This is a genomic window from Streptococcus entericus DSM 14446 (genome assembly GCF_000380025.1).
In the GTDB taxonomy this organism is placed as follows: Bacteria; Bacillota; Bacilli; order Lactobacillales; family Streptococcaceae; genus Streptococcus; species Streptococcus entericus.
The window spans coordinates 53,134-63,416 of the sequence record NZ_KB904187.1 but is presented as its reverse complement, the minus strand read 5'-3'; the positions used below and the strand labels follow the sequence as shown (position 1 = coordinate 63,416).

At 46.9% G+C, this 10,283-nt stretch carries 6 protein-coding genes and 1 pseudogene; all 7 read left to right on the top strand.

Going from position 1 to position 10,283, the window contains the following annotated elements:
• Positions 1–801: 801 nt before the first annotated feature.
• The 7 genes and pseudogenes from A3GW_RS0110525 (at position 802) to A3GW_RS0110500 (ending at position 10,149) form a co-directional block, all read left to right on the top strand.
• Positions 802–1,728: a metal ABC transporter solute-binding protein, Zn/Mn family gene (locus A3GW_RS0110525; RefSeq protein ID WP_018369259.1), complete on the top strand. Its 927-nt coding sequence runs from the start codon at positions 802–804 to the stop codon at positions 1,726–1,728.
• A gap of 6 nt (positions 1,729–1,734) precedes the next feature.
• Positions 1,735–2,851, top strand: a pseudogene (locus A3GW_RS12110) (pneumococcal-type histidine triad protein); the annotation flags it as partial.
• The gene (locus tag A3GW_RS11300; protein WP_419757111.1) at positions 2,827–5,406 is read left to right on the top strand and encodes a pneumococcal-type histidine triad protein; all 2,580 of its coding nucleotides are present in this window, start codon (positions 2,827–2,829) and stop codon (positions 5,404–5,406) included. The pseudogene A3GW_RS12110 and the gene A3GW_RS11300, both read left to right, overlap by 25 nt.
• 237 nt (positions 5,407–5,643) lie before the next feature.
• A complete protein-coding gene (gene aspS / locus A3GW_RS0110515; RefSeq protein WP_018369257.1) occupies positions 5,644–7,395 on the top strand; it encodes an aspartate--tRNA ligase in 1,752 nt (583 codons plus the stop codon).
• On the top strand, positions 7,388–8,329 hold the full coding sequence (locus tag A3GW_RS0110510) for a YitT family protein (RefSeq protein ID WP_018369256.1): 942 nt from the start codon (positions 7,388–7,390) through the stop codon (positions 8,327–8,329). The genes aspS and A3GW_RS0110510 overlap by 8 nt, the downstream gene beginning before the upstream one ends.
• Positions 8,330–8,338: 9 nt before the next feature.
• A complete protein-coding gene (locus tag A3GW_RS0110505; protein ID WP_018369255.1) occupies positions 8,339–9,214 on the top strand; it encodes a YitT family protein in 876 nt (291 codons plus the stop codon).
• A gap of 65 nt (positions 9,215–9,279) precedes the next feature.
• On the top strand, positions 9,280–10,149 hold the full coding sequence (locus tag A3GW_RS0110500; protein WP_018369254.1) for a YitT family protein: 870 nt from the start codon (positions 9,280–9,282) through the stop codon (positions 10,147–10,149).
• The last annotated feature ends 134 nt before the right edge of the window (positions 10,150–10,283 follow it).

Below are 10,283 nucleotides of genomic sequence, written 5' to 3'. Positions count from 1 at the left end.
AAAACTGCACGCATGATACTACCTCTTTGTCTTGAATGATTCCTTGTTTTAGAGATGTCATTTTCAATACTCGACGTCTAGCGTCCCACATACTTTGATAACATTCTTTCTAAAACAGGTGTCTTGCCAGTTTTTGTTGCGACGTCTAGCGTCAAAAAGCCCCACGACTTAACAAGACACCTCTACTTTATCATCTTGAGAATGAAAAAAGTAGTGAGTACTCTCTCCCGTCGGAGATTTCCTCACTACTAATCTTAGTATGTTTAAGTATTTTTATGGCATTATTTAATGTCAAACACCTCCGGTTCCTCTTTCGTCATCAGTTCCTTCAGAAGATGGAATTGGACTTAGGATAATAAAGCAATAGGAGAGAAAACAGCACCTACCAGCGACTATTCTTTTAATAATAAGGACACAATCACTTGGAAACCTCACTTCCTGCTATTACAGAATTTCCGTCGAGATAGTGCTGTTAACAACTCTAGTTTTTTGACGATAAGAGCAACAGCTTTGCCAGTCTCGCCAATGGAACTCAGCGGAGTCGTGACCCGCGACTTCTCGTCAATTAAGTCAGCAATGACTGACAAGGTCTTTTTATCTTGTGATTCTCAATGTAAAGTATCGGTTACCACGCCAGAACAATCATGGACTTGTCCAATCTGTTCCCTAACCCCGAACTTATTAGAGCACAGCCAGTTTGTGTTCCAAATCAATCTCACTCCTGTAGCGGCATAAAAAACATTGACAAACTACTTAACCGGTGATATAATTTTATTTGATTAACTAGTTAAGGAGTTTTAAATGAACAAATCTTGTCGCACCCTACTATCCCTCTTACTAACCCTCCTAATCTTGGGAGCTTGTCAGCACAAACCTCCCAAAGAAAGTCAAGGTCTGAGGATTGTCACTAGCTTCTACCCCATCTATGCCATGACAAAGGAAGTGTCTGGAGACCTCAACGATGTCCGTATGATTCAGTCAGGGCAAGGCATCCACGAATTCGAACCCTCGGTTGCAGATGTTCGTGCCATTTACGATGCTGACGTCTTTATCTACCACTCCCACACCTTGGAGAGCTGGGCTGGACGACTAGATCCAAACCTGGAGCAGTCAGATGTTATCGTTTTGGAGGCCTCCAAAGGCATGAGCCTAAAGCGCGTCCCAGGTCTAGAGGATATTCCTGTCACCGAAGGGATTGATGAGGCGACACTCTACGACCCACACACTTGGGTTGACCCCATTTTAGTGGCGGAGGAGGTTAGGTTAATAGCAGAGCAGTTGACCAACATTGACCCAGACCATGCAGCCACCTACCGGAAAAATGCTGACAAACTGGCAAAAGAAGCTGAAGAGTTGGCAAACCTGTTTGAACAACGTTTCGCCAAAACTAAGGCAAAAACCTTTGTCACTCAGCACACTGCTTTTGCCTACCTAGCAAATCGTTTTGGCTTAGAGCAACTCGGTATCGCTAGCGTCACTGCCCAAGAACCAAGCCCTCGACAACTGGCAGAAATCAAAGAATTCATCGATACCTACCATGTCACTACCATTTTTGTCGAACGAGGGGCTTCAGACAAGATGGCAAAAGCCCTGGCGGCATCAAGCAAGGTGACCCTCAAAATCTTAGAGCCTCTGGAAGCTGACCCACAAAACAACCTCAGTTATCTGGAGAACCTCAGAGCCAATCTCACCATTCTCGCAGAAGACCTTGAAACTAGAAAGGAATAGGAACCCATGAAGAAAAAATACGTTTATAGCTCCGCTGCAGCAATCCTACTCTCCGTGATCAGTTACCAAGTTGGGCATCATCAAGCCCTTGACCAAAATGAGGAAAACCGTGTCTCTTACATCAGCTCGTCAGAGCAATCAACTGGTAACAAGAAAAAAGTCCTCACTGATACAGCCAACATGAGTCCTGACGAGGTTAGCGCTAAAGAAGGGATTAACGCTGAACAAATCGTCGTTAAAATTACCGACCAGGGTTATGTGACGTCACATGGTGATCACTACCATTTCTATAATGGTAAGGTGCCTTTTGATGCTATTATCAGTGAAGAGTTGATCATGAAAGATAGCTCCTATGTCCTCAAACAAGAAGACATTGTCAACGAGGTCAAAGATGGTTACATCATCAAGGTCAACGGCACTTACTATCTTTACCTAAAGGATGCCAAAAAAGCCACCAATGTCCGTACTAAAGAAGAAATCGTTCGCCAGCAACAAAGCACAGGTACTGTTCGACCAAGTCAGCAAGGGCAACAAAGAACGCCTACCACAACAGATAAGAAAAGTGCAACAACGACCAAACCTTACACTACAGATGATGGTTATGTGTTTAGCCCAACAGATGTGATTGACGACTTAGGTGATGGCTTCCTCGTGCCGCATGGTGACCACTTCCACTATATCCCGAAAGCTGATTTGTCTCCAGCAGAATTGGCCGCTGCGCAAGCCTATTGGAATGGTAAAAAGACACCTGCTGGCAATTCTAGTTCCCCTGCACAACCACAGGTTTCTACAGGAACAACACCAGCTCCAACAGCTAGTCGACAACCTCATGAACCACAACACACTGCTCAACCTGCACCGTCAAACCAATCTCCACAGCCAACTCAAGCTGTCCAAACGCAAACAAGTCAGCCAGTTAAGCCTGCTGGTACAGATACCCCAGACAGCTTACTACAGATGCTTTATGCTCAGCCGTTGTCGCACCGCCACGTTGAAGCAGATGGTCTGGTGTTTGACCCAGCAACCATCACCAAGTGGACCGAACGGGGCGTTGTTGTCCCACACGGCGATCATTTCCACTTTATCCCCTACAGCCAAATGTCGGAGCTTGAAGTCAGGGTTTCACGCTTGTTGGATCAGGAAAAACGCCCAACGACTTCTGAGCAACCGTTGCAGACAAATCCGATAGGGAAACCATCAAAACCAGCGCTTACGGTCAAGCCGAGCCAGCCATTACCACCAAATCGTCCAATCAGTTCAATTGGAGAGAAGCCGACAATCCCAACTCAACCAACACTTGAGAACCAGCTGACCCCTGGAACAGGTGAGCAGCCTAATTCACCTGCCCCAACGCAACCTGAACAAGCCCATACCCCTCAACAACCTAATGTTCCTCAACCAGATCCTTCGGTACCATCAGAACAGCCGGTCCCAAATCAGCCAGAAAACGGCAATCCCGCATTACCAGAGCGTCGGTTCTTTGACTTAAGTCAGTTAACTATTCGCAAATCGTCTAAAGGTAAAGATGGTCTACCTTACACAACCAGCGATGGCTACACCTTTAGCCCTGAGAGCATTATAGCCTATGATGACGAAGGTTTCCGAGCAAAACACGATGACCACGAGCACTATATCTTCTACCATGAATTAGAAGACGATGAGCTTGAAGCTGCTGCAGACTACATCAATCGTGAGGGAATTGAAGCAACTGCGCCAAGCACTTACTCAGCAACAGAAATCGATGCTAAGTTAACCTTTATTTCCCTCGAAAACCAAGTCCCTAAAGCCTTGCTTAAAGTGAGTGGCAATCAGGTCATTATCCCACACGGCAACCATTCTCACACAGCTAACCTGGAGAAGTATCCGACACGCTTGATAGCTAGTGATTTTGACAACACTGAGGATTACCGTGACTTGCTCATTCGACTGAAAATGGGGAAAATTCGTTTGCAGGAGGGCGTCATTGCTGTTTTCCGTGATGATGCAACTGTGACGGCTAGTTACCAAGACGGGACGGAGAAGGAATTTCCGCTTGCTTCTATTACCCTACCATTGACCTATGACGAGGTTGACTACAGTGACCTTGTCACCTACAAGCACCCGCAAGAAGCAAAACTCCGTTACATTGCTAAGCAATACAAGGTGCCACGTAGCCATGTGCGACCTCTCTTTGGCAATCTAGTTTTTGTTGACGGCCATGGTGGGGTTGACTTGAGTCTTGTTGACATCAACGCCCCTGTTATCTATACCTTGAAAGATAAGACTAAGCCAGCTGATGGAACGACCTCACCAATACCAAACGAAGAGACAACAACCACGGATGAGGAGAAGGTTTCTGAAACAGATGAAGCTGATACAACAGACACCCGTCCTAGCCAGCCAACCGAGCAACCTCAGCCTAAACCTGCTGACCAGAGAGCTGAGCTCCTTGCTTATCTAGGACAATACTATGGTGACAAGGCAAGCACCATTGCCTATATGCCAGGTATTGGCTATGTCATCACACCTATGGTAGGTGAGGAGAATCTAATTTTATCAGAAGCGACTGTCCTAGCAAGCAAAGAAAAAGGGCAAGACTTACCTGACTTGGGCAATACTATTGACGATGATGAATCAAATGAGCATGATTCTACCGATAATGCCACCTCTGCTGAAACACCAAGCCAACCAAGAGCTGATGAGCACCATAAACCAACGCCAGTAGCTGAGCGTGAAGGTAAGCCAAACTCACAGATCATTTACAGTCCCGAAGAAATCGCTGAGGCTAAAGCTGCTGGACGTTACACCACCTCAGACGGCTATATCTTTGATGCCAAGGACATTGAACGTGAAGAGGGCGATGCCTACATCGTCCCTCACATGGACCATAGCCACTGGATTCCTAAGTGGGACTTATCCTATACTGAACGCCGAGCAGCTGAGCAAGAACTAGCCAGTCGTAAGCCAGCAGAAACAGAACCAAGCCGTCCAGCGCCACAGCCAAATGACGGTCGCCCACGTGAACGAGCTGTAGACATCTTTGACAAAGCAGAGCCAGCCAAACGTATTCCGATTGAGAAGATGCCGTACAATTCTGCCTACACCGTCGAAATCAACAACGGTTACCTCATCATTCCGCACTACAACCATTACCACAACATCGCTATTGCTCGCTTTGATGATTTGTTTGAGGCACCTGCGGGTTACAGCCTAGAGGATCTCTTTGCTACTATCAAATATTATGTAGAAAATCCTGATGAACGCCCTGGTTCAAAAGATGGATGGGGGCGTGATAGCGACATCATGAAAGGTCGTGGCAGTAGGGAAAACCGTCCGAATTACCCTGTCGGAAAAGAACCTGATGAAGAAACCGAAGACGAGGTGGCAGAGACAGACACCTCATTACCAGAATCCGAACCTGATGATAATGATGAAACACCTGACACAGAAGCACCAGCTCAACCTCTCCCAACAGAAACAACTGACACAGAGGATGATGACCTGGATGATTATGACCGTGAAATGCTTGAGCGAGCGACTGCCTTTGGCATGGACCGAGAGGTTTTTGAGGACAAGCTCTACGAGCTTGCGATGATTCACGGTGTCGGTGTGGATACCTTCACCTACGACCCGGAAACCAAATCCGTCCGCCTGATTGACAAAAAAGGACAAGCTCACATCATTTCACTTGTTGACTAGGATTTGAAAAGAATTTAGCCCTCTCAAGGCTAGATTCTTTTTAACTAAGGCAAGGGTTCTCAATCTGTCGGCCTGAAAGCTTAACAGACAACAAAACACTGGCGTGTCCTTGATCCCCGAAATCTCTAAAAAAAGCTCTGTTTTTTTGATGTTTGCGCCGTTTTTTCAGCAAAGAACAGCCACAAGCCATCTCTTTTATGGTACAATAATAGAGATTATAAGATTTTGGAGAACAATATGACACGTAGTATGTATGCAGGCCGTGTTCGTGCCGAACACATTGGACAGACCCTGACCTTGACGGGTTGGGTGGCTCGCCGCCGTGACTTGGGAGGCTTGATTTTCATTGATTTGCGCGACCGCGAGGGCATCATGCAGCTGGTGGTCAACCCTGAGACAGCGTCTAGCGATGTGGTGGCTATCGCCAATGGCTTGCGCAGTGAGTTTGTCATCGAAGTGACAGGCGAGATTTTAGCCCGTGAGCAGGCGAATCCGAACTTGCCAACAGGTGAGGTAGAGATGGCTGTTGCCAGTCTTCGTGTGCTGAACGAGGCTAAGACGACCCCGTTTGAGATTAAAGACGGTGTTGAAGTCAGTGACGATACGCGCCTGCGCTACCGCTACCTTGATCTGCGCCGCCCAGAAATGCTGGACAATTTCAAACTCCGCGCCAAGACCACACACGCCATCCGCAACTATCTGGATGAGCTGGAATTTATTGATGTGGAAACGCCGATGTTGACCAAGTCAACGCCAGAAGGGGCGCGTGACTATCTGGTGCCGAGCCGTGTGCACGAGGGTCATTTTTACGCCTTGCCACAGAGCCCACAGATTACCAAGCAGCTCTTGATGAATGCTGGCTTTGACCGCTACTATCAAATTGTCAAGTGTTTCCGTGACGAAGACCTGCGTGGGGATCGCCAGCCTGAATTTACCCAAGTGGACTTGGAGACCTCTTTCCTATCTGACCAAGAAATCCAAGACATCGTTGAAGGGATGCTGGCTCGTGTCATGAAGGAGACTAAAGGTATCGACGTCAGCCTGCCTTTCCCACGCATGAGCTATGATGTCGCTATGAACAGCTATGGGTCAGATAAGCCCGACACCCGCTTTGACATGCTCTTGCAGGATGTCTCAGAGCTAGCCAAAACCGTCGACTTCAAAGTCTTTTCGGAAGCAGAAGTGGTCAAGGCTATTGTGGTCAAGGGGGCAGCCGACCGTTATTCGCGGAAGGACATCGACAAGCTGACAGAGTTTGCCAAGCAGTTTGGCGCCAAGGGTCTGGCTTGGGTCAAGTACACAGAAGCTAGTCTCAATGGACCGATTGCCAAATTCTTGCCAGCTATTGAGGGTGACTTGATAGCTCATCTGGAGTTGGCTGAAAACGATTTGGTACTCTTTGTTGCAGACAGTCTTGATGTTGCCAACAACACCCTCGGCGCTCTTCGTAGCCGTCTGGGTAAGGAGCTCGGTCTCATCAACCCAGACCAGTTCAACTTCCTTTGGGTCATCGACTGGCCACTCTTTGAGTATTCGGAAGAAGAAGGGCGCTACATGTCTGCGCACCATCCGTTTACCCTGCCAACAGCTGAAACAGCAGGTCTCTTGAATGGTGGCGACCTCAGTCAAATCAAGGCTGTCGCCTATGACATTGTCCTCAACGGCTACGAGCTAGGTGGTGGTTCTTTGCGGATCAATCGTCGAGACCTCCAAGAACAAATGTTTGCAGCGCTTGGCTTCTCCAAGGAAGAGGCACAGGAGCAATTCGGCTTCTTGCTAGAGGCGATGGACTATGGCTTCCCACCGCACGGTGGCTTGGCTATCGGTCTTGACCGCTTGGTCATGCTCCTAGCTGGTAAGGACAACATCCGCGAAGTCATCGCCTTCCCGAAAAACAACAAAGCCTCTGACCCGATGACCCAGGCTCCAAGCCCAGTTGCCCAGAAACAGCTGGACGAGCTCACCCTCACGATTAAGAATAATGGTTAAACAAGCAAGTCTTCCTAAAAAATGTCGCTTTGCGATAAAGCGTTTGGCGAAAAAGGTCGGTCTATTTCAGACCCTCCGTAGCATTTCCAGAGAAAAGTACGCTGAAAAATTTTCAGCGTCTTTGCTCTATGGTTTGCTATCTAGTATCGCTGTCAACTTTTTCTTTGAACCCGGCAATGTCTACGCCAGTGGCGTGACAGGTCTAGCCCAAGTTTTGTCAGCACTTAGTCTCCGCACCTTAGGAATGAACATTCCTGTGGCAGTGATTTTCTACGCCATTAACCTACCTCTCCTGGTTTTGGCTTGGCGGACCATCGGGCAAAAGTTCACTATTTTCACCTTTATCACAGTGACCATGAGCTCGCTTTTTATCCAGTTTATGCCCCAGATTACCTTGACGACTGATCCTTTAGTCAATGCGATTTTTGGTGGTCTAGTCATGGGAACTGGTATCGGTTATGGTCTCAAATCCAATATTTCAAGTGGTGGAACGGACATCATCAGTCTAACGATCCGACGTAAAACTGGGCGGGATGTAGGACGTATTTCCCTGATTGTAAATGGTGTCATCATGATCTTTGCAGGCCTCTTGTTCGGCTGGCAATACGCCCTTTACTCCATGGTGACCATCTTTGTGTCTAGCCGTGTCACTGATGCCATCTACACCAAACAGAAAAAAATGCAGGCGACCATCGTGACCAGCCAGCCTGACCGTGTCATCAAAATGATTCACCAGAAACTCCATCGAGGGGTGACCTCTATCAACGATGCTCAAGGCACCTACGAAGGCAGCAAAAAAGCGGTGCTGATCACGATCATCACTCGCGCCGAGTTTCACGAATTCAAATACCGTATGAAAAAAGCTGACCCAAATGCTTTTGTCTCGGTTGCTGAAAATGTCCAAATTATCGGACGTTTCGTGGATGTGGATTAAGGAGAACTCATGTCAAACAAATACGTTTTTCATCCTAAAAATTTCCTACTGATTGCCCTAGGATGTGCAATCTATGCCTTTGGCTTTGTTATTTTCAAAATGCCCAATCAAATTGCTGACAGCGGGATGTCAGGGGTCGCATTGATTTTGCATGCTCTCTTTGGCATCAATCCCACTATCACAGGCTATCTGATCAACCTTCCGTTGATTATCTTAGGGGCTAAGCTCTTCGGTCGCAATGCCGTCATCTATACCCTCCATGGCACCGTCATGCTCTACCTCTTTATTTGGCTTTGGCAACTATCAGGTATTGCCGTTGACCTGCAAGGAGACAACACCATCATCGCTATTCTAGCAGGTGTCACAGCAGGTTTAGGAGGGGGATTGGTCTTTCGTTTCGGTGGAACCATGGGGGGCTCAGATATTATCGCGAGAGCCCTGGAAGACAAACTAGGTATTCCGCTTGGAAAAAGCCTGCTTGGCATCGATGTCATCGTCATGTTATTGTCTCTGACTTACGTCTCTATTCCAAAAATGACTTATGCCCTGATTGCCAGTTTTATCTATAGCCAAGTGGTCAATATTGTCGAGCGTGGTGGGTACTCTGTCCGTGAAATGATGGTCATTACAGACCAGCCTGACGCCATTTCCCAACAAATCATGCAGGTCCTAGGACGAGGCGTGACCTATTTCCAAGGCAAAGGGGCTTACTCAGGCAAGGATAAGCAGGTGCTCTACATTATTTTGAACCCTAATGAGGTACGTGACGCCAAGCGTATTGTGACAACAACTGACCCACAAGCTTTCTTGTCCGTCTCCAATGTCGAAGAAGTTGTCAGTCCAGAATTTGTCATCAAACGCAGTAAGTATCGCCAAGTCACTTAACATACTAGCTAACTGACGACCAGCACCCACAGCTACAGACCTTTACCTTTGAGAAAGGAACAGAAATGTTTCAACTGAATAAAACTAGCCTGCGCGACCTTTTCATGATTGCACTAGGAACAGCCATTTATGCCTTTGGCTTTGTTCAATTTAATATGGCCAACCATCTGGCTGAAGGAGGAGTCGCAGGTCTCACCTTGATTATTTATAACCTAACAGGATTAGATCCTTCCTATACCACATTACTGATTAATTTTCCCCTCTTTATTCTCGGGGCAAGAATCCTAGGACGTAAAAGTATGGTGCTGAGTATCTACGGTACTCTGACAATGTCTGCTTTTATCTGGCTCTTTCAGAGGATTGCACTGACTATTGATGTCAATCATGATTTGCTCATTGCTTCACTGCTTGCCGGTTTATGTGCTGGTATCGGTAGCGGCCTCGTTTTTCGCTTCGGTGGAACGACAGGGGGAACCGATATCATTGCTCGTATCGTTGAAAAGGTATTGCATGCACAAATTGGAAAAACCTTGTTGCTTGTTGATATCGTCATTCTCCTCCTATCACTCACTTATATCAATATCCAGCACATGATGTACACACTAATTGCCAGTTTTGTTTATAGCCAAGTGATTACAATCATCGAAAACGGAGGCTATCAGGTTCGTGGCATGCTGATTGTTTCCGACTTTGCGCCAGCTATTGCTACAAAAATTCTTGATAACCTTGAGCGCGGTGTGACCTATCTGGAAGGCGAAGGTGCTTATTCTGGAAGAAGTAAGAAAGTCATTTATGTTGCCTTAAATCCGACGGAAGTCCGTGAAGCTAAGCAGATTATCGCTCAGATAGACCCAGATGCGTTTGTATCCATCCTCAACATTGATGAGGTTATTAGTTCCGATTTTGTGATCAATCGCAAGAAAATTAAAATCTGATTTAGCCTCAGGTTAACCGTTAGTAAAAACAATCGGCTGTCACAGCCCACCTCAGTTCAAAAGCCAAGGATCTAGGCACTGCTAATCAAAAGCAAGTGCCGTGCCATCTTTACCTTAATTCACTAAAAGATAAA